Source organism: Kribbella sp. HUAS MG21, from assembly GCF_040254265.1.
Classification (GTDB): domain Bacteria; phylum Actinomycetota; class Actinomycetes; order Propionibacteriales; family Kribbellaceae; genus Kribbella.
Genome location: NZ_CP158165.1, coordinates 7,565,339 through 7,584,703 on the forward strand (window position 1 = coordinate 7,565,339; position 19,365 = coordinate 7,584,703).

Annotated in this window: 17 protein-coding genes; 6 read left to right on the forward strand and 11 right to left on the reverse strand. The window is 70.7% G+C overall.

What is annotated here, in order from left to right; genetic code table 11:
- Positions 1–50: 50 nt before the first annotated feature.
- Together ABN611_RS36560 and ABN611_RS36565 are read right to left on the reverse strand one after the other, a co-directional pair.
- Entirely contained in the window at positions 51–1,847 is a 1,797-nt protein-coding gene (locus ABN611_RS36560) for an ABC transporter ATP-binding protein (RefSeq protein ID WP_350276870.1), read from the reverse strand.
- A complete protein-coding gene (locus tag ABN611_RS36565) occupies positions 1,844–3,697 on the reverse strand; it encodes an ABC transporter ATP-binding protein (RefSeq protein ID WP_350276871.1) in 1,854 nt (617 codons plus the stop codon). Before ABN611_RS36565 ends, ABN611_RS36560 begins: the two co-directional genes overlap by 4 nt.
- Before the next feature lie 129 nt (positions 3,698–3,826).
- On the opposite strand from ABN611_RS36565, the gene ABN611_RS36570 reads away from it, so the two are divergent.
- Complete coding sequence (locus ABN611_RS36570) at positions 3,827–4,468, forward strand: TIGR03085 family metal-binding protein (protein ID WP_350276872.1); 642 nt, start codon at positions 3,827–3,829, stop codon at positions 4,466–4,468.
- Here the strand turns inward: ABN611_RS36570 and ABN611_RS36575 are convergent.
- From ABN611_RS36575 to ABN611_RS36590, 4 genes are all read right to left on the reverse strand, one after another.
- A complete protein-coding gene (locus ABN611_RS36575; protein ID WP_350276873.1) occupies positions 4,454–5,038 on the reverse strand; it encodes a VTT domain-containing protein in 585 nt (194 codons plus the stop codon). The two genes, ABN611_RS36570 and ABN611_RS36575, sit on opposite strands and share 15 nt — an antisense overlap.
- A gap of 115 nt (positions 5,039–5,153) precedes the next feature.
- Positions 5,154–5,918 (reverse strand): MBL fold metallo-hydrolase, encoded by a 765-nt coding sequence (locus ABN611_RS36580; protein ID WP_350276874.1) that lies wholly within the window; start codon positions 5,916–5,918, stop codon positions 5,154–5,156.
- Positions 5,919–5,921: 3 nt separating this feature from the next.
- Positions 5,922–8,021, reverse strand: a complete 2,100-nt coding sequence (locus ABN611_RS36585; protein WP_350276875.1) for an alkaline phosphatase family protein — start codon at positions 8,019–8,021, stop codon at positions 5,922–5,924.
- 69 nt (positions 8,022–8,090) lie between these two features.
- Positions 8,091–9,389: a family 43 glycosylhydrolase gene (locus ABN611_RS36590; protein WP_350276876.1), complete on the reverse strand. Its 1,299-nt coding sequence runs from the start codon at positions 9,387–9,389 to the stop codon at positions 8,091–8,093.
- Positions 9,390–9,538: 149 nt separating this feature from the next.
- Between ABN611_RS36590 and dacB the strand changes: the two genes are divergently transcribed.
- Genes dacB through ABN611_RS36615 form a run of 5 tightly spaced genes read left to right on the forward strand, consistent with a single transcriptional unit; the run spans position 9,539 to position 14,925 of the window.
- Positions 9,539–11,107, forward strand: coding sequence for a D-alanyl-D-alanine carboxypeptidase/D-alanyl-D-alanine-endopeptidase (gene dacB / locus ABN611_RS36595; RefSeq protein WP_350276877.1), 1,569 nt, complete (start codon positions 9,539–9,541; stop codon positions 11,105–11,107).
- 40 nt (positions 11,108–11,147) lie between these two features.
- The gene (locus ABN611_RS36600; RefSeq protein WP_350276878.1) at positions 11,148–12,098 is read left to right on the forward strand and encodes a GNAT family N-acetyltransferase; all 951 of its coding nucleotides are present in this window, start codon (positions 11,148–11,150) and stop codon (positions 12,096–12,098) included.
- Complete coding sequence (locus ABN611_RS36605) at positions 12,095–13,039, forward strand: GNAT family N-acetyltransferase (RefSeq protein ID WP_350276879.1); 945 nt, start codon at positions 12,095–12,097, stop codon at positions 13,037–13,039. The genes ABN611_RS36600 and ABN611_RS36605 overlap by 4 nt, the downstream gene beginning before the upstream one ends.
- A gap of 39 nt (positions 13,040–13,078) precedes the next feature.
- Positions 13,079–13,672: an ArsR family transcriptional regulator gene (locus tag ABN611_RS36610; protein WP_350276880.1), complete on the forward strand. Its 594-nt coding sequence runs from the start codon at positions 13,079–13,081 to the stop codon at positions 13,670–13,672.
- Positions 13,669–14,925, forward strand: coding sequence for an MFS transporter (locus tag ABN611_RS36615; RefSeq protein WP_350276881.1), 1,257 nt, complete (start codon positions 13,669–13,671; stop codon positions 14,923–14,925). Before ABN611_RS36610 ends, ABN611_RS36615 begins: the two co-directional genes overlap by 4 nt.
- Here ABN611_RS36615 and ABN611_RS36620 read toward each other — a convergent pair.
- The 5 genes from ABN611_RS36620 to ABN611_RS36640 form a co-directional block, all read right to left on the reverse strand.
- Entirely contained in the window at positions 14,922–16,493 is a 1,572-nt protein-coding gene (locus ABN611_RS36620; RefSeq protein WP_350276882.1) for an MDR family MFS transporter, read from the reverse strand. The two genes, ABN611_RS36615 and ABN611_RS36620, sit on opposite strands and share 4 nt — an antisense overlap.
- Positions 16,493–16,999 (reverse strand): MarR family winged helix-turn-helix transcriptional regulator, encoded by a 507-nt coding sequence (locus tag ABN611_RS36625; RefSeq protein ID WP_350276883.1) that lies wholly within the window; start codon positions 16,997–16,999, stop codon positions 16,493–16,495. Before ABN611_RS36625 ends, ABN611_RS36620 begins: the two co-directional genes overlap by 1 nt.
- Positions 17,000–17,088: 89 nt before the next feature.
- Positions 17,089–17,571 (reverse strand): MarR family transcriptional regulator, encoded by a 483-nt coding sequence (locus ABN611_RS36630; RefSeq protein ID WP_350276884.1) that lies wholly within the window; start codon positions 17,569–17,571, stop codon positions 17,089–17,091.
- Positions 17,568–18,329: an imidazole glycerol phosphate synthase subunit HisF gene (gene hisF, locus ABN611_RS36635; RefSeq protein ID WP_350276885.1), complete on the reverse strand. Its 762-nt coding sequence runs from the start codon at positions 18,327–18,329 to the stop codon at positions 17,568–17,570. The genes ABN611_RS36630 and hisF overlap by 4 nt, the downstream gene beginning before the upstream one ends.
- A 17-nt stretch (positions 18,330–18,346) precedes the next feature.
- Positions 18,347–18,784, reverse strand: a complete 438-nt coding sequence (locus ABN611_RS36640; RefSeq protein WP_350276886.1) for a hypothetical protein — start codon at positions 18,782–18,784, stop codon at positions 18,347–18,349.
- Positions 18,785–19,365: the final 581 nt, after the last annotated feature.

Consider the following 19,365-nt stretch of genomic DNA (forward strand, 5'->3'; position numbering starts at 1 on the left):
CCGGGACTGCTCCCGGCCGGCGCACGGCCACGTCCCTGGAGGGCGCTGCCCTAGAGGGCGCTGCGCTGGGCGATCCAGCTTTCGTGCAGTCGCGTGTAGACACCGCCGGCGCCGACCAGCTCGGCGTGCGGCCCGCGCTCCACGATCTCGCCCTCGTCGAACACCAGCACCTCGTCGGCCGCCTCGGCCGTCGACAGCCGGTGCGCGATCGTGACCGACGTACGCCCGGCCATCAGGCGCTCGAGCGCCGCGTTCACCCGGACCTCGGTGCCAGGGTCGACGGCTGACGTCGCCTCGTCCAGGACCAGCAGGTCCGGGTCGGCGATGTTCGCGCGGACCAGCGCCACCAGCTGCCGCTCCCCCGCGGACAGCGACTCACCGCGCTGCCCGACCGGCGAGTTCAGCCCGTCCGGCAGCGACTCCAGCCAGTCCGTGAGGCCGAGCGACTCGAACGCGGCGAGCAGCTCCGCGTCGGTCACGTCCGGCCGACCGAACCGCACGTTGTCGGCGAGCGACGCGTCGAACAGGTACCCGTCCTGCGGCACCATCACGACCCGCTCCCGCAGCGACTCGAACGAGATCTCGCGCGCGTCCACCCCGTCCAGCTTCACCGCCCCGGACGTCGGGTCCATCAGCCGGGTCAGCAGTTTCGCGAACGTCGTCTTCCCCGACCCGGTCTCCCCCACGACGGCGACCCGCCGATGGGGCTCGATCCGTACGTCGACATCGCGCAGCACCAGCTCACCCTCCGGGTAGGCGAAGTCGACGTCGTCGAAGTCGACCGTGATCGGCCCGCGCGCCTGCTTCACCCCCGCCTCGCCCGGGTCGGCGACGTCGGCCGGCGTGGCGATCACGCCGAGCACCCGCCGCCAGCCGGCGAACGCGCTCTGCGCGTCGGTCAGAACCTGGGTGGCGATCTGCACCGGGTCGGAGAACAGCGCGACCAGGAACATGAACGCCAGCAGCTCACCCAGCGTCGCCTGCCCGTCCACGCCGAGCAACACGCCGACCGTCAGGACGCCCGCGTTCGCCAGGCCGGCCGCCAGACCGCCGATCGAGAACGTCAGGCCGGTGATCGCCTGCGCCTTGGTCGCCGTCCGGCGGTAGTCGTCGATCGACGCGTCGATCCGGTCCTGGGTGCGCTGCTCGATCGCGTACGACCGGACCACCTGCGCGCCGACGACCGGCTCCGCGATCGCGGACAGCATCTCGCCGACCTTCGCCCGGACGACGCCGTACGCCGACGACATCGCGCGCTGCAGGTACTTGAGGCTCGCGAACAGCGGGATGAAGCACAGCAGCACGACCAGCGCGAGCTGCCAGGAGTAGACGAACATGACGATCGTCGCGAGCAGCATCTGCCCGAGGCTCACCAGGAAGATGAAGCCGCCGAACTGCAGGAACTGCGACACCGTGTCGACGTCCGACGTGACCCGGCTGACCAGCGCCCCACGCCGCTCGGTGCTCTGGGTCAGCACCGGCAGGTCGTGCACGTGCCGGAACGCCTTGATCCGCATCGTCGCGAGCCCGTGCTCGGAGTTGACCGCGAGCCGCACGGTCGTCAGGTACGACGCGCCCGCGGTGAGGATCACGCCCAGCGCGCAGACCAGGCACATCCAGGCCACGTACGACATGTCCGGCCCGCCCGGCCCGGACAGCCCCTTGTCGATCGTCTGCTGCACCGCGATCGGTACGACGATCCGCCCGGCCGTCATGGTCAGCGCCAGGATCCCGGTCAGCCACCACCCGCGCCCGAGCTCCGGCGAGACCTTCAGCCCGTCCTTGAGCGTCTGCAGCCCACCGGCGTTGTCACCATGATCCAGCCGACTTGCTTCCGCCGCGCTCACGCCGATGCTCCTTCCGAGTCGAGGTCGTCGAGGTCCGCCGCGAGCTCCGCCTCTTCCTGGCGGCGCTCGGAGTCCTTCTCGTAGGCGTCCACCAGGTCGCGGTACGCCGCCGACGACGCCTGCAGTTCGGTGTGCGTGCCCTGCGCGCGGATCCGGCCGTCGTCGAGGAACAGCACCTCGTCGGCGAGCGAGATCGTCGCCTTCCGGTACGCGATCACCAGCACGGTCGTCGCCGCTCCGGCGTCCTCCTGGACCGCGGACCGCAGCCCGGCGAGGATCCGCGCCTCCACCTGCGGGTCGACCGCGCTGGTCGCGTCGTCCAGGATCAGCAGCCGCGGCCGCCGGACCAGCGCCCGCGCCAGCGCGATCCGCTGCCGCTGCCCACCGGAGAGCGTCGTACCGCGCTCGCCGACCTTGGTGTCGAGGCCGTCCGGCAGCGCCTTCACGAAGCCGTCGCCCTGCGCGATCCGGAGCGCGTCCCAGACGTCGTCGTCGGTGTAGTCACCGCCCAGCGTGATGTTGCCGCGGATCGTGTCGTCGAACAGGAACGCGGTCTGCGCCACCAGCGCGACCGAGCCGGCCAGTTCGTCGCGGGCGAGGTCGCGGACATCGATCCCGTCGACCTTGACCGCGCCTTCCTCCGGGTCGACCAGCCGGGTCAGCAACGTGGTCAGCGTCGACTTCCCGGAGCCCGTCGGCCCGACGACCGCGACGGTCTTCCCGGGCTCGATCGTGAAGTCCACCCCGGCGAGCACGTCCCGCTCCGGCAAATAGCCGAAGCGGACACCGGCCACCTGCAGCCGGGCCGCCTTCGCCGACGTCAGCCGCGCCTCGCCGTACTCCATCCCGCCCTCGGCGGTGAGCACGCGCTGCACGCGGTCCCAGCCCACGACCGACCGCGGCAGCTCCCCGAGCACCCAGCCGAGCGCCCGGATCGGGAACCCGATCAGCGTGAAGAGGAACGCGACCTGGACCACGTCGCCCGCGTCGGCGCCGCCCGAACGCACCCGCCCGACGCCGACCAGCAGCACCGCCAGCACCCCGAGCCGGGGCAGGCCGTCGATCACCGGGTCGAACATGCCGCGGGCCTTGTTGACCGCGATGTTCGCGTCCCGGAGCGCGTACGTCGGGGCGCGGAAGCGCTCGGTCTCCGCGGCCTCGCGGCCGAGCGTCTTCACCACCAGCGCGCCGTCGAACGACTCGTGCGCGACCTCGGAGACGTCGGCGCGCAGTTGCTGCGCCCGGGTCGCGAGCGGCTGCAGGTAGCGCTGGAAGATCACGTTCGCGAGGAAGACCAGCGGGAACACCAGGCAGCCGACCAGCGCCAGCCAGACGTCGGCCGCGAACATCGCCACGGTCGCGAACACCAGCATCGCGATCACGCCGATCGCCATCGGCAGTGGCGCGATCACGAACCAGGTCGACTCCACGTCGGCGTTCGCGTTCGACAGCAGCATGCCGGTGGAGTGCTGGTGGTGCCACTCGAGCGGGAGCTTCAGGTACTGCCGGGTGACCCGCCGGCGGTACGTCGCCTGCAGCCGGAACTGCATGACACCGGCGCCGAGCCGCCGCCCGACCACGCCGATCGCGTTCAGGATCGCGATGCCCATGAACAGCGAGATCAGTGCCGCGATCGCGCCCGCGCTGGTGTCGCCGCGCTCGAAGGCCGGCCGGATCAGCCGGTCCGTGGACCAGCCGAGCGCCCAGCCGCCGGCCACGGTCATCGCGCCGTACAGCATGCTGGCGAGCACCGACAGCGCGAAGACGCCCGGCTCCTCCCAGATCGCGACCCGCAGCACCCCGAAGCCCCGCCGGGTGACGCTGCCCTTGTCCGGGACTTTCGGTGGCACGGGCAACACGCTCCAAGCAGTCAGGTGGCAGTCAGTGGCAGTCGGGTGGCAGTCAGGTGCATCAACAGGGCACGGGAATGACAACGATTGACATTCTGCCACCCGGTCCGGACAACTACGATCGAGAATGTGACCGACTACAGCCGGGTGGAACGACTAGCTCTGTGTGACCTCCTCGACCAGGTCGGACCCGCCGCCCCGACGCTGTGCGAGGGCTGGGACGCGTACGACCTCGCCGTACATCTGTACGTCCGGGAGGCGGACCCGATGGCCGGGCCCGGACTGGTGATCCCGGCGCTGTCGGACACCACCGAGCGGCGGATGCAGCGGGTGAAGGAGCGCTACGGCTTCGCCGAGCTGGTCGGCATGGTGCGCAGCGGTCCGCCGCCGGTGTCGCTGTTCTCGGTGCCGAAGCTCGGCGCGCAGCTGAACACGACCGAGTACTTCATCCACCACGAGGACGTCCGCCGCGCGCAGCCGTCGTACGACGTCCGCACGCTGCCGCGCGAGCAGCAGGACGGACTGTGGAAGGCGGTCCGGCTGTCCGCGAAGGCGATGGCGCGGAAGGCGCCGAGCGGCATGGTGCTGCGGCGGCCCGACGGCACGAGTTCCGTCGCGAAGCGGCCGAACGAGCGCGGCTCGGTGACCGTGACCGGTGAGCCCGCGGAGCTGGTGCTGTTCTGCAGCGGGCGGCAGGCGGTGGCCGACGTACAGCTGGACGGCGAGGCGGAGGCGGTGGAGCAGCTCCGCAACGCGTCATTCGGCCTCTGAGCGCTTGCGGCGCGCGCGCCGGATCAGGTTGCTCACCACCGTGGTGAGGATGACCAGCGCGATCGCGGCGACCACGCCCTCCCACGGCTCGTCGAAGAGCGCGTAGCCGAGCAGGCCGATCGCCATGTAGACCGCTGCCCACAGCGACGAGGCGGTCAGGTCGACGAGGGCGAACCGCTCCCACTTGTACCCGGCGAGCCCGGCGGCGAGCAGCACCGGCACGCGGCCGCCCGGGATCAGCCTGGACGTCAGCAACACGGTGATCTCGTGCTCGGCCAACCGTTCCCGGAGGTTGTCCAGCGACGCGTTGTCGCGGAGCCAGCCGATCCGTTTGGCCAGCCGCTCCCCGCCGAACCGGCAGCCGGCATACACGATCAGGTCCCCGACGTACGCGCCGGCCGCGCCCGCGATCAGCACCCCGACGAGCCCGATCGGGCTGCCGTGCGACGCCAGTACGGCGCCCGCCGACACCGCCGCACCCGTCGGCAGCACAGGCAGCACCGCCCCGATCAGCACCGCGCCCGCCAGCGCGAACAAGTACCAGAGATCGAACTTGGTCTCTCCGGTCATGGGGCCTCCCGTCCTGGACTGAGGAGCGGAGGGAGCGAAGCGACCGGAGCGACGAGGGAAGGACGGGAGCAACAGCCCCATGACCCAGCGCGCCGGAGGCGCGCAATGTGCACCGTCATGGGCTGACCTCGACCGACTCGCCCGGCACCAGAACCTCCACCTTCACCGCGGGATCCACCTCGGTCATCGCGGTCTTGAATCTGTCGCCCGGGGCCAGGAAGAGGTCCGGCCGGACCCAGTCGAGGCCGATCGGCCAGAACGTCCCGAAATGCACCGGCACCGCCATCGACGCGCCCACCCGCCGCACCGCCTCCGCGGCGCGCAGCGGGTCCAGGTGCCCCGGCCCGAGCGACGGGCCCCAGCCGCCCACCGGCACCAGCGCCACATCGACCGGCCCGGTCTCCGCGGCGAGCCCGTCGTACAGGTCGGTGTCGCCCGCGAACCAGACACTCGGCGCGCCGTCGACGCGGTACCCCACCGGCTGCGCGGAGTACGCCGACCAGGGCAGCCGGCGCCCGTCGTGATGCGCGGTGACGGCGGTGATCTCGAGCCCGCCGATCCGCACCTGGTTGCCGGGAGCAACTTCGATGCAGCGGTCCGAGTACCGCGGTCCGCGGTCGGCGTGGATCAGCCGCGCGGCGCCCCGCGGCACGACCAGCGCGGCGTCCGGGGAGACGAACGGCAGCGAGGTCAGGTGCAGGTGGTCGGCGTGCAGGTGCGAGATCAGGACCGCGTCGCACTCCCCCGCCTCCGGGGCCGGCGCCGGACCGCGGCGGCGGCGCAGGTGCGCGATCCGCGGGGTCAGCACCGGGTCGGTCAGGAGCCGCGTGCCGTTCGCCTCGATCGTGGTGGTCGAATGCCCCCACCAGGTGACTCGCACGCGTCAGGCCTCCACCTTCGCCGGTTCCGCCACGTCCTTGCGCTGGCCGAGCTTCTCCAGCCAGCCGACCAGCACCGCGTGGACCGCGTCGGAGCCTACGGGAGGCTCCTCCAGGACCCAACGACTCGGGTGCACCAGCACCGCCTCGGTCTGCCAGCCGCCGATCCCGCCGTGGCAGCCGACCAGCTCCTCGAACGCCGCCACCTCGTGGGTGAACTCGTCGAGCCGGCTCACCACCACGAGGTCACCGTTGTGCGGCATCTCGGCCTGGCGGAGCATCGACGCGGCCGCGAAGTCGCCGTACCGCGCCAACGGGTCCTCGCCCTCGACCCGGCCGGAGCGCAGCACCCGGACACCCGCGCGGCCGATCGCGACCGGCCCCTCGGCGAGCGAGTCGACGACCACGAACCCGATGCCGGGGTGGGTCGCGAGGCCCGGGATCAGCTTCGGGTGCAGCAGCTCGATCTCCTCCAGCGGCACCCGGCCGGGCGTGGTCGCGAGGTAGATCAGCGCGAGGTTGCCGGACGCGGTGACCACCATCTGCTCGTCCGGGGTGACCTGTGGCTCGCACTCCTTCGGGCCGAGCTCCACCTCGCCGTCCTTCAGGTGCAGTGCCTTCCGGGTGACGGTGCCGGCCACGCTGCGGCGCATGCTCAGCTCGGTGAGGAACGCGTTCACCGGGCCCCAGCCCTCGGACTTGCCGACCGCGGCGACCGGCTCCTTGGTGGTGTCGACCAGGTCGTCGACCACCTCGGCGAGCGTCCGGCCGTACCGTTGCAGGAACGTCGAGCCCTGGCTCTGGCCGTGGTCGGACAGCACGACGATCTCGTACGAGTGCGGCAGGATGTCGATGATCCGCTGCAGCGCGCCGAGCACCCGGTCGAGGCCCTCCAGCGTCTGCAGCGACTCGGCCCGGGTGGGGCCGGCGTGGTGTGCGACCTCGTCGTAGTCGACGAAGTCGCAGTAGATCACCGGGGTGCCCTTCACCAGCTCGTCGGTGATCAGCGAGACGTTCAGGTCGCGGAGCAGGACGTTGGTGACCGCGCGCAGGAAGATGTAGGCGCCGCCGCGCTTCACCCGCGGGACCAGATGCCGGGCGCGCTGGCGGCGGGCCTGGTGCAGTTCCTTGATCATCTCCGCAACGCACAGGATCAGGCCGCGCGCGGCGCCCTGCGGGCTGGAGAAGAACCGGACGTACCCGTGGCTGCGGCTGTTCGGCAGGCCGGCGCGGCTGAACACCAGTTCGCACTTGTCCGCGTCGCCGGACCAGTTGTTGCTGATGCTGACGCCGCCGTCCGCGAGCAGCCCGCGCCCGGTCGACATCCGGGCCTCGATCTCCGCCGCGTCCCGGCCCCGGTTGGTGACCATCACCCGGCCGGTCTCCTTCTCGTACCAGCGGAACGCCGGGATGTGCCCGGAGCCGCCGTGCAGGATCCCGGCCTGGCTCGCGGGGGTGGTCGCCGGGACGCCGGTGTGCCAGGCGAGCATCGAGTGCCGGCCGTCGCGGATCCAGCCGCCGAGGTTCGGCAGGTTGCCGGCCAGCACCATCCAGTTCAGCAGCGGTGCGGACAGGCCGTCGATCTGGATGATCAGCATCCCGGTCTTCGGCGCGGGCTGGATCCGCCGGGCGCGGCGGTGCACCAGCCGCATCACCTCCGCGACGTACGCGTCGTCACTGCCCGCGTACGCGACCCAGCCGACGAAGGCGCTCACCGACGACATCACGATCGCGACCAGCACCGGCGCCTCGACGCCGCCGTGCAGGTTCACCCCCGGGTCGACGGTGATGCCGAGGTAGACGACCGCGAACTGCGACAACAGGCCGCCGACCAGGACGCCGATCGACCCGATCAGTACCGCGATCCCGGCCAGGATCCAGCGCATCAGCACCGAGAACACCGCCAGCAGGACGACCAGCCGCAGGATCGGCAGCCGGCCGTCGCTGCTGATCTGCGGCAGCGTCCAGAACGTGATGACCAGCGTGACCAGGGAGGCGAGGCCGCCGTACAGCATCGCCTGGAGGCCGCGTCCGGTCCGGCGGACGTCCAGCCACAACGGACGTCGCCGCCGTTCCTTCGACAGCTGTTCTGGTGGTTTCGCCATCGCCTGCTTCGTGCTCTCCCCGTCCGGTCCCGCTGTGCAGTACGAGACTACGGGGTCGCACCTACAGGATTACTGCACCTCGAGGTAGTCGACCTCCGTGTACAGCGTGCCCTTGGTCAGCCGGATCGTGTTCCAGCCGGCGTTGAGCGTGATCGCGACCGAACTCTGCCGCCAGTTGTCCCAGCCGGTGACGGGGTAGCTGACCGAGCCCGCGTTGTTGCCGTTGACAACGAGACCGTGGCTGGCGGCCGACGCGGAGCCGTTGGCGTACCCGACGTGCAGCGTGTAACCACCCGCCACCGGAGCGAACACGGTGTTCTCCACCCACGAGTCCGCGTAGTCGATGTAAGCGACCACCTTCCCGTCCGACGCGCCGGCGGCGTTGGAGCGTACGACGCAGTGGTTCAGCGTCCCGCGCTCCGCCTCGTACCGGACCCGGCTGCCGCGCACCACCGGGTAGTCGTTCGCCCACCCGACGTCGGCGACGTACATGTGCCGCCCGCCGTTGACCCAGCCGTGGACGAACACCTTGTTCCCGACGAAGTCCGCGCCGCCGGGGCCGCAGATCCGGTTGTCGAACGACGCGGTCGTCATCAACGGCCGGTACGCCGTCGTCCACGGACCGCTCAGGCTCTTCGAGGTCGCGTACGACGTGAGGTAGTTGCAGTCGGTGTACCCGCCGCCGGAGAAGAACAGCACGTACTGCGACCCGCGCTGCACCAGGTCCGGCGCCTCGATCACGCTGCTCGACGTCAGCAGCGCGGTGTTGCCGCCGACCAGGGTCCGGCCGTTGTCGGCGGTCCGGGTGAGCCAGAGCGTCGATGCCTTGCCGATCGCGTTGCCGTCGTTCTTCCAGACGAGGTAGCGGGTGCCGTCGTTGGCCACGAACGTGTTCGCGTCGATCGCGCCGCCCAGGTCCAGCGGGCAGATCAACGGCGCCGTACCGATCGGCTGGAACGGGCCGAGCGGATTCGTCGCGGTGGCCACGCCGATGCACTGCCGGCCGGAGGCCTTGTGCCAGGCGGTGTAGGTGAGCGTGAAGCTGCCGTCGGGGTTCGGGTGGACGTCCGGCGCCCAGGTGCGGCCGGGCTGGGCCCAGGCGCCGGACGGGCCGCCGGGCATCGCGTCGCCGCGGACGGTCCACGGGCCGTTCGCGCTCGGCGCGGTCGCGACCGGCAGGGTGCCGCGGCCGCCGTTCGTGGCGTAGGCGTACCAGGTGCCGTTGTGCTGGAACACGTCCGGATCGGGGAAGTTCTCGCCGATCACCACGCTCGGGATGACCGCGGCGGTCGTGGCGGCCTGCACAGGCGCGGAGAGGAAGGAAGTGAGGCTGAAGACAGCCAGAACGGCTGCCAGAAGTCGTCTCATACGGGACTCCTCAGGTGGGGGCGGATACCTGTGCGAACAACTTTTCCATCGATTCACCTGAAACGCGAGACCTCAATCCCTGGACCGGGGGCGAATCCGCGGTGGAGACTCCCGCTAGTTGGTTTCCGCCTGGGTTGAGGGAGTGTCTCGTGAGTCTTTTACGAAGAGTGTCGGGGCGCGGGGTGGTCGCCGCGGTGACCGTTGCGGCCGCGGCCGTCGGCGGTGTGCTGACGCAGTCCGCCGCAGCGCCGACCGCAGTACAACAACAAACAGCGCTCCAGCAGAAGCTGGACAGCCTGCTGAACGACAGCCGGTACGACGGGTCGCAGGTCGCGCTCGTGGTCCGCGACGCGACGACCGGCGAGACCCTGTACGACCGGAACGGCGGTCAGCGGATGCTGCCCGCGTCCAACACCAAGCTGTTCAGCTCGGCCGCCGCGATGGACGTCCTCGGTCCGTCGTACCGCTTCCACACCGACGTCCTCGCCACCGCACCCGTCCGCGGTGGACAGCTGCTCGGTGACCTCTACCTCAAGGGGTACGGCGACCCGACCGCGCTCGAGTCGGACTACGCCGCGCTCGCCAAGCAACTGAAGGCGGCCGGCGTCCGGCGCGTCTACGGCAACCTGGTCGCGGACGACACGTACTTCGACAACGTCCGCCTCGGCGACAGCTGGGCCTGGGACGACGAGCCGTTCTACTACAACGCCCAGATCTCCGCGCTGACGCTCGCTCCGGACACGGATTACGACTCGGGGACGGCGATCGTCGAGAGCCGCCCCGCTGCCACCGTCGGCGCGCCGGTGCAGCTCGACCTGGTCCCGGCGAACGGCGTCCTGAAGCTGGTCAGCACCGCGACCACCGGCGCGGCCGGTTCGCCCAACACGCTGAGCATCGAGCGCGAGCACGGCACGAACGTCGTCCGCGTCACCGGCTCGGTCCCGCTCGGTGCGCCGGTCGGCGAGGAGTGGGTGACCGTCTGGGAGCCCCAGCTGTACGCCGCCGACGTGTTCCGGCGCGCGCTGGCCGCACAGGGCATCACGGTCGGCGGCCGGATCAAGAACGCGGCGACGCCCGCGGGTGCGACCCGGCTGGCGCGCGACGAGTCGATGACGGTCGGCGAGCTGATGACGCCGTTCCTCAAGCTCTCCAACAACATGCACGCCGAGACGCTGGTGAAGGCGATGGGCGCGGCCGCGAAGGCACAGGGCAGCTGGCCGGCCGGGCTCGGGGTGACGACCGACTACGCCAAGAGCGTCGGCGTCGACACCAGCCGGATCCGACTGTCGGACGGGTCCGGACTGTCGCGCAAGGTCAACGTAACCGCCGATGCGCTCACCGACCTGCTGATCGGCGTCCAGCAGGAGTCGTGGTGGCAGCAGTGGTACGACGCGCTGCCGATCGCCGGCAACCCTGACCGCTTCGTCGGCGGAACGTTGCGCAGCAGGATGCGGAACACGCCCGCCGCGAACAACCTGCACGGCAAGACCGGCTCGCTCACCGGCGTCACCTCCCTGTCCGGGTACGTGACGACCAAGGACGGCCGGAAGCTGGCGTTCGCGATGATCAGCAACAACTACCTGAGCAGCCCGCGCTCGATCGAGGACGCGGTCGGCGTCACGCTCGCGTCCTGGTCCGACCAGGCGCCGGCTGCCGCCGCGTCCACGCTGCGGACGGCGCAACCGGCCTGTGAGCTGGAGTGGGACAAGGCCTGCTAATTGAGTAGCCGGTGCGGCGGTCGTTCAGCACCATGTGTGGATGACCGCCGTACTGCCTGAGACCCACTCCGTCCGGCCGCCGACATCCGAGGACGCGCGGGCGATTCTCGAGCTGGTGTCCGACTACAACACGTCGGTGATCGGCTTCGCCGACTACACCCTCGAAGACGCGCAGGACGAGCTGTCCGAGCCGGGCTTCGTCCCCGAAACGGACGCCTGGCTGGTGTACGTCGGCGAGCAGCTGGTCGGGTACGGATCGATCTTCGGCAAGGGTGACCACCGGGACCTCGACGCGGACATCGTCACCGCCGACGTGGACGTCGAGCGCTGGCTGCTCGACCGCGTGCTCGGCCGGGCCGCGGAGTTCGCCCGGGAGTACGGGCACCCGGCGGTGCAGGTCGACACGGTCACCTACCAGGCCGACGTCGCCCGCCGCGACCGCTTCGCGGGCTACGGGTTCGAGCGCGGTACGACGTTCCACCGGATGCGGATCGATCACGCCGGGCCGGTCGCCGTCCCCGAGGTTCCGGCCGGGGTCACGGTACGGCGAGGTACGCCGGACGAGGCCGGTCAGCGGGCCGCGCACGACGTACTGAACGCCGCTTTCGAGGGGCAGTTCGGGTTCTCGCCGCGGCCGTTCGCGGAGTGGAAGGCGTCGCAGGAGAACCACTCCGCGTTCGACTGGTCCCAGCTCACCTTGCTGGAACTCGACGGCGAAGTGGTCGCGATGCGGCTCTGCAACGACCAGTTCGTCGAGGACGAGAACTGCGGGTACGTCGGGCGGCTCGCGGTGCTGGACAAGGCGCGTGGCCGCGGGCTGGCGAAGTTCCTGCTGCGGGACCAGTTCGCGGTCGACGCGGCGGCCGGGCGGAGCGGGACCATCCTGCATGTCGACACGAACAACCCGACCCCGGCGCTCGGTGTGTACCTGTCGGTGGGGATGCAGGCGGTGCTGGTGATGGAGGTCTGGCGGCGCGAGGTCGGCGCATGAGCCTGCCGGCCGGGCACGCCGCGCGGGCGATGCGGTTGGATGACGCCGCGCTCATCGCCGAGCGGTCCGGTGTCTACACGTCGGCGCTGCTCGGGTTCGCGAAACACAGCCCCGAGGACGTCGCGAACTACCTCCGCGACCCCGGCATCGACCTCGCGACCGACGGCTGGGTGGTGGAAGGTCCTGACGGGTTCGCCGGGTCGGCGACCGCGGTCGCGATCACGGGCGGCTCGCACCTGGGCGTCGACATCCTCGCCGAGGACCCAACCGTCCTGCACTGGCTGCTGGATCAGGCGGAGCGCCGGGCGCACGAGGTCGGCCGCATCACCGCACACCGCGAGGTCGTCGTACGAGTCGGCGTCATCCGCCAGGACCAGCTGCTGCCCGAGATCCTCGCCGCGCGCGGCTTCGCCGTCGGTACGTCGGTGCACCGGATGCGGATCACCTTCGACGGCCCGGTGCCGCAGCCGCCGGTGCCGGACGGTGTCGTCGTACGGCGGGGTGCTCCGGACGAGGCCAGTCGCCGGGCCGCGCACGCCGTACTGATGGAGGCGTTCAAGGAGCAGCCCGGCACTTTGCCGCGGCCGTTCGCGGAGTGGGCGGCGTCGCGGGAGAGCCGGTCGACGTTCGACTGGTCGCAGCTGACGATCCTCGAGCTCGACGGGCAGCCGGTCGGGATGACCGAGTGCAACCACAACTTCGTCAGCACCGAGAACTGCGGGTACGTCGGGCGGCTGGCCGTCGTTCCGGCCGCGCGCGGTCGCGGGCTGGCGAAGTACCTGCTGCGGAACACGTTCGCCGTCGACGCAGCCGCCGGACGCGCCGGGACGATCCTGCACGTGGACACGAACAACCCGACCCCGGCGGTCGCGCTCTACACCGGTGTCGGCATGCGCCCGGACCTGATCAGCGACGTCTGGATGCGCACGATCTCGATCTGAGACATTGCTCTCAGATATCTGAGAGACTACTCTCGAAACATGTCTCTCAAGAATCCGTACGGCGATTTCGAGATCACCGACCCGCAGGCGATGCGCGCGCTGGCGCATCCGGTGCGGCTCGCCGCGCTCAGCTATCTGCAGCGCAACGGCCCGTCGACGGCCACCCAGCTGTCCGAGCACGTCGGCGCCTCCCCCTCGGTAACGAGCTGGCACCTGCGGCACCTGGCGAACTTCGGGCTGGTGGTCGACGTACCGCCGCCGAGCGGCACGGACCGCCGGCAGCGGTGGTGGAACGCGGTGGCGCGCGGGTTCCGGTACGACATGCCCGACACCCAGGACGGCGCCGAGGCCGGGCGGCTGTTGCGCACCGAAATGATGAACCAGGCGCTCGAGGCGGCGCAGCACTGGCTGGGCGAGACCGAACCGCAACTCGAGCCGGAGTGGAGCCGGCTGGCCGGCTCCGCGAACACCCTGCTGCTCGTCACACCCGCCGAGGAGGAAGAACTCGAGGCCGCGATCGAGCAGCTGCTGGCGCCGTATGTCCAGCGGCACAGTAGCGACGACGTACCGGCGGATGCCCGGCCCGTCCGGCACTTGCGCTTCTCGTTGCCAGAAGCAACGGACCGGCCATGAAGACGCTCGCGGCCACGAGCCTGTGGCGGGACCGGCGGTTCCGGACCTTCTGGTCCGCGCAGGGCGTGTCCGAGTTCGGCGACCGGATCACGGAGCTGGCGCTGCCACTGATCGCCGTGACCATGCTCGACGCCTCCCCCAGCCAGGTCGGCTTCCTGACCGCGGCGGTCTGGTTGCCCAACCTCGCGTCGTTGTTCATCGGCACCTGGGTCGATCATCGGCGCGACAAGCGCCCACTGATGATCGCCGCGGACCTGGCCCGGACGGTCCTGCTGCTCACGCTGCCGGTCGCGTACTGGCTGGATTTCCTTGCCCTCGGCCACTTGTACGTGATCGCGATCCTGGCCGGTACGGCGCATGTCGTGTTCAACACGGCGTACGCGTCGTTCTTCGTCCGGATCGTCGGCCGGGACCAGTACCTGGAGGCGAACAGCAAGCTGTCCGCGACGCGGTCGTTGTCGTTCATGGGTGGCCCGGCCGTCGGCGGCCTGCTCGTGCAGTGGCTGACGGCGCCGATCGCGATCGTCGTGGACGCGCTGACGTTCGCGTTCTCCGCCGTACAGCTCAGTCGGCTGAAGGTGGCGCCCGGGGTCCCGGAGGAGTCGGAGGAGCCGCTGCTGCGGCGGGCCGCGGCCGGGATGCGGTACGTCCTGAAGCATCCCTACATCAACCGCAGCCTGGGGTGCGCGACCACGGTGAACTTCTTCAACCTGATGAGCATGGCGCTGCTCGTGCTGTTCGCGAGCCGGCACCTGGGGCTGTCCGCGGGCGTGATCGGGGTGGCGTTCGGGGTCGGCGCGTCGGGCGGGCTGCTGGGTGCGGTCGCCGCGTCGCCGCTCAGCCGGCGGTTCGGCGCCGGGCCCGTGATCGCCGCCGGGGCCGTGATCTTCCCGGGGTCGGTCGCGATCGCGGCGCTGGCGGGCGGGCCGACGTGGTGGAAGGCGGTCGCGCTGGCGGTGGCCGAGTTCGTCGGAGCGTTCGCGGTGATGTGTTTCGACGTACCGCTGAACTCGTTGCAGGCGGCGGTCATCCACGACCACATGCGGAGCCGGGTCGTGGGGGCGTTCAGCAGTATCAACTACGGGATCAGGCCGCTCGGCGCGGTCGTCGGAGGGTTCCTCGGCACCTGGATCGGCGTCCGGGAAACCCTCCTCGTGTCCGCGGCCGGCGGCCTGCTCGCCGTTCTGTGGCTGGTCGGCTCACCGATCATCCGCACCCGCGAACTGACCGGCCTGGAACCGCCTTCGCTCTAGTCGTCGATGGGATCGAGCTTGGCGACGGTCTGGCGGAGCGGGACCTCCTTGATGAACGCGACCGCGACCAGGCTGACGACGGCGCAGGCCGCCGCGATCAGGAAGATCCGCCCGGTCGCGTCGCCGTACGCGTGCCGGACCAGCTCGGCCAGCTGCGGCGGCAGGTGGTTGACGTCGAGGAGGCTCGTGCCGCCTTCCTGCAGCTTGCGCGCCGCCTCGGCGCCGTTCGGGCCGGCGAGTACGCCGGCGACGATCAGGTCCTTGACCCGCACCGCGAGGACGGCGCCGAGCGCCGAGACGCCGACCGCACCGCCGAGGCTGCGGAAGAACGCGACTGTCGCGGAGGACGCGCCGATCTGCGTCACGTCGACGGTGTTCTGGACGGCGAGCACCAGGTTCTGCATCGTCATACCGGTTCCGAGGCCGAGCGCCAGCATGCCCGCGCCGACGAGCCAGTACGGCGTGGTGTGGTCGATGGTGCCGAGGATCAGCAGGCCGCCGAGCAGCAGGACGCCGCCCGCCACCAGGTACCGCTTCCACTTGCCGTACCGGGTGATCAGCTGCCCGGATCCCGCGGAGCCGATGAACGAACCGAGCATCATCGGGATCGTCAGCAGGCCGGCCTCGGTCGGGCTGTAGCCGCGGGCGATCTGGAAGTACTGCCCGAGGAACAGCGCACTGCCGAACATCGCGACACCGACCGCGAGGCTCGCGACGATCGCGAGTGCCGTCGTACGCTCCCGGACGACCTTCAGCGGGACCAGCGGCTCGGGGGTACGGCTCTCGACCAGTACGGCGAGGAACCCGAACAGCAGCGTGCCGCCCACGAACAGCGCGGACTGCCACGACATCCAGGCGAAGTCCGTACCGGCGAAGGTGACCCACAGCAGCGGCAGGCTGGCCGCGACGCTGATCAGGACGGCGCCGAGGTAGTCGATCCTGACCTCGCGCTTGAGCACCGGCAGGTGCAGGTACTTCTGCAGGATTACCAGGCTGACCACGGCCAGCGGGACGCAGACGTAGAAGCACCAGCGCCAGCCGAGCCACGACGTGTCGACGATGACGCCGCCGATCAGCGGGCCGCTGACCGTGGCGACGGCCATCACGGCGCCCATGTAGCCCGAGTACCGGCCCCGCGACCGGGGTGGGATCGCGGCGCCGATGATCGCCTGCGCGAGCGCCATCAGACCGCCCATCGCGAGGCCCTGCAGCACCCGGGCGCCGATCAGGAACGGCACGTTGTGCGCCAGCCCGGCGAGCGCCGACCCGATCACGAAGACCGAGATCGCCAGCTGGACCAGCAGTTTCTTGCTCATCAGGTCGGCGAGCTTGCCCCAGATCGGCGTGGACACCGTGGTGGCCAGCAGGCTCGCGGTGAGTACCCAGGTGTACTGCGTCTGGGTGCCTTCGAGGTCCGCGATGATCGTCGGCAGGGCGTTGCTGACGATGGTCGAGCTGAGCATCGCCGTGAACAGCGCGGCGAGCAGCCCGACCAGGATCTCGAGGATCTCGCGGTGGGTGAGTTCCGGCGTACTCAGCAGTTCCCGCCGGGTCTCGGTGACGGTCATCAGTCTCCAGTCTTGGGGTAGCGCCTCACGACCTGGTTGGCCTCGGTGATGGCGACCGCGATCCGCTGCAGGGTGGCAGCGGCCGCGATCAGCCCGTCGTCGTCGAGGTCCGCCAGGGCGGTTCTGAGCTGCTGGGTGTAGGACGCGTAGAGGGCTTCCAGCTGGGCCCTCCCACGGGGCGCGAGGCTGACCAGCCCGACGCGGGCGTCGGCCGGATCCGGCCGACGGCTCACCAGTCCGTCGGCCTCCAGCGCGGTCAGCTGGCGGCTCACCACCGAGGCGTCGACGCCGAGCTTCGCGGCGATCTCCCCGCCGCGCTGCTCACCGCCCTTCAGCAGCACCTTCAGCACGCTGGCGTCCGACCGGCGCAGGCCGCCGTCGTTCGTCAGTTGCCGGTGCTCGATACACCGCACGGCCCGGACCAGGGAACTGACTCCTTCGAGCAGCTCCTGGGCGGCCGCATCCCGCTCTACCCCCGGGACGAGGGGTTCCTGAGCTAGTTGCATAACCCAACTATATAGGCAGATAGTTGGTTTCTGCAACCATGTGTGCGTGTTGAGACTGCCCGGTGACAGTTAGTTACCGGGCTGTGTGGCTAGCCGAGGTCGGCGTTCAGGCGGTTCAGCAGGCGGCCGAGGTCGGCGAGGTCGGTCGGGTTCCAGCGGTCCAGGATGGCGCGGAACTCGGTCTGCCGCTGGGTCCGCATGGCCTCGAATCGCTCGGCGCCGGTGGTGGTGAGGCGCAGCAGCCGGGCGCGGCCGTCGTCCGGGTCGCCGACGCGTTCGATCAGCCCGAGGTTCTCGAGCTGGGTGATGCCGCGGCTGACCGTCGACTTGTCGAGACCGAGCACCTGCGCGACGTCGGACGCGCGCACCCCGGCCCCGCCGCCGGTGCCGAGCTCGATCTGGGAGATCAGGGCGTAGCCGGCGGCGTCCATGTCCGGGTGGACACGCCGCGCGAGCCGCAGCGACGCGGATCGCGAGCGCCGGAACAGCGCGGACAGCTCCTGCTCGATCGCCGCGACCAGTTCCTCCGACCGCTCGACCTGCAGGCCGGCCGCCGACTCCGTCGGGCTCACCGGACCACGATCCCCGCGTCGCGCAGTGCCTTCTTCACGTCGGCGATCCGGAAGTCGCCGAAGTGGAACACGCTGGCCGCGAGGACGGCGTCCGCACCGGCCTGCACCGCCGGCGGGAAGTGCTCGGGCGCCCCCGCTCCCCCGCTGGCGATCAGCGGTACGTCGACCACGGCGCGGACCGCCTTGATCAGCTCCAGGTCGAAGCCCTGCTTGGTCCCGTCGGCGTCCATCGAGTTCAGCAGGATCTCCCCCGCACCCAGCTCGCACCCGCGCTGCGCCCACTCGATCGCGTCCAGCCCCGCCGAGCGGCGCCCGCCGTGCGTCGTGACCTCGAAACCACTCGGCTGCTCCGCGGACCGCCGTACGTCGAGGGACAGCACCAGCACCTGGTTCCCGAACCGGTGCGCGATCTCCCGGATCACCTCGGGCCGCGCGATCGCGCCGGTGTTGATCCCGACCTTGTCCGCCCCCGCCCGCAGCAGCCGGTCCACGTCGGTCACCTCGCGGACGCCACCGCCCACGGTCAACGGGATGAACACCTGCTCGGCGGTACGGCGCACGACGTCGTACGTCGTCTCGCGCGACCCCGACGACGCGGTGATGTCGAGGAAGGTCAGCTCGTCGGCGCCCTCCGCGTCGTACACCTGCGCCATCTCGACCGGATCGCCCGCGTCCCGCAGATCCGCGAAGTTGACACCCTTGACCACCCGCCCGGCATCGACGTCCAGACAGGGAATGACCCGCACAGCAAGACTCACGCGGCCAAGCGTAGCGTTCAGCGCCCCGCGATCAGCCCGACGACCGCTCCGAGGACAGCACTGCCCGCGAGGAAGGCCACGATCAGCGGGAGGTAGCTGCTCCCGGAGCGTGGAGCGCCGGGGATCGCGGGCAGGTTGAAGAGCGTGGTGACGCGCTGCGGCAACACGACGCCGCGTGCTGCCGCGCTGCTGAGGGCTTCCTTGACGGCCGGGAAGACCTCGGGCGGAAGCGGTACGACGAGGACGACGTCGGTCAGGTCATCACTCAACCGGAGACTGACGGACCCACCACGGGAACGCTGCCAGCGGGCGCCGATGAGGTTGTCCAGGTCGAGTGCTTGGCGGCCGATCATCGTGGAGACCTCGAGGTATTGCCCACGAACCCGCGGCCGGACACCGAGATTCATGACGAGCAGGGTGCCGGCGATGATCGCCGCACCGGTCCCAACGATCACGACGGCCTCCGGGGCATCATCACCGGACCGGAGCCACAACCACCACGCCCCCGCCACAATCAACCCGAGCCCCACCGCCCCGCCATACCGCCCCCACCGCGAAACCCGCCGCACCCCACCCTCGCCCACCACCCGCACCCTACCGACCCCCAGGTCTACGCGGCCCCACCAACAACACGCGCGTATCGGGCCCACTGAACCCAGGCGATGCCGGGCGCGCCAAGACGTCGGGCAGCCGAGACGCCTGGGTGCCGGGCTGCCGGAGCAGATCAGGGCAGCGCCGGGCGCCGGGGCTGCCGGGCCGGAACGGATGGCGGGCGCATGCGGTTGGCGAGGCGCCGTGACGCCGATGACGTCTAAGGGCCGAGCAGCTCGGGGCCAGTGCGCCAGGGCGCCAACTGCCGAGGACGTCGATCGGGCAAAGCGTCACGACGCCGGGGTGGCGGGTACTGCGGGAGGCCGGTGCACCGGGGACGCCGGAGGTCGGCGACCCGTGGGTAAGCCGGCTAGAGCCGCGCGCCAGTCGGTCCGCCGCGAACCGCGTGCGAACTTGCGATAGGCCCTGGGGACACGAGACACGT